This is a genomic window from Paracoccus aerius (genome assembly GCF_014656455.1).
Taxonomy (GTDB): domain Bacteria; phylum Pseudomonadota; class Alphaproteobacteria; order Rhodobacterales; family Rhodobacteraceae; genus Paracoccus; species Paracoccus aerius.
In genome coordinates, this window is the sequence record NZ_BNCL01000100.1 from 1 (window position 1) to 664 (window position 664).

Here is a 664-nt window from a genome sequence, read left to right on the forward strand (position 1 = left end):
ACCCTGCAAATTCTGGTCGCCGATGAAGCCCCATTCCCGCGCCCCTGAACAGGATGACCTGCTCCGTCCGAGACTGGTCGACATGATCGATGCCCGCCACGAGCTGGTGAAGCTCGCCGCGCTGATCGACTGGGAGTTTTTCGAGCGGGAGTGGGCAACCTTCTTCCCTTCGCACCAAGGGCGGCCGGCGACATCTCCACGCCTGGTGGCGGGGCTGATGTATCTCCAGCATGCTTTCAAGCTCTCGGACGAGGCCGTCGTCGCCCGGTGGGTCGAAAATCCCTACTATCAACATTTCACCGGCGAGGCGTTCTTTCAGCACCGCCCGCCGATCGACCCGTCCTCGCTGACACGCTGGCGCAAGCGCATCGGCGAAGAAGGGGTGGAGTGGCTGCTGACCAAGACGATCGAGGCAGGTCGGGCATCTGGCGCCGTTACCGACAAGAGCCTGAAGCGGGTGGCTGTCGACACAACCGTGATGGAAAAGACCATCGCTCATCCGACGGATGCCCGGCTCTACGAGCGTGCCCGCGCCTTGCTGGTGGGCCTGGCCAGAAAGGCAGGGATCGATCTGCGCCAGAGCTACGCGCGGCTTGCCCCGCGACTGGCCGCCCAGGTGGGGCGCTATGCCCATGCCCGGCAGTTCAAGCGCATGCGCAAGGCC

General features: G+C 64.6%; 1 protein-coding gene. It reads left to right on the forward strand.

Annotated features, from left to right (window positions below):
* Nucleotides 1-22: 22 nt before the first annotated feature.
* Nucleotides 23-664 (forward strand): IS5 family transposase (locus tag IE224_RS20880; protein WP_191313440.1); only part of this gene is annotated, 642 nt, incomplete at its 3' end.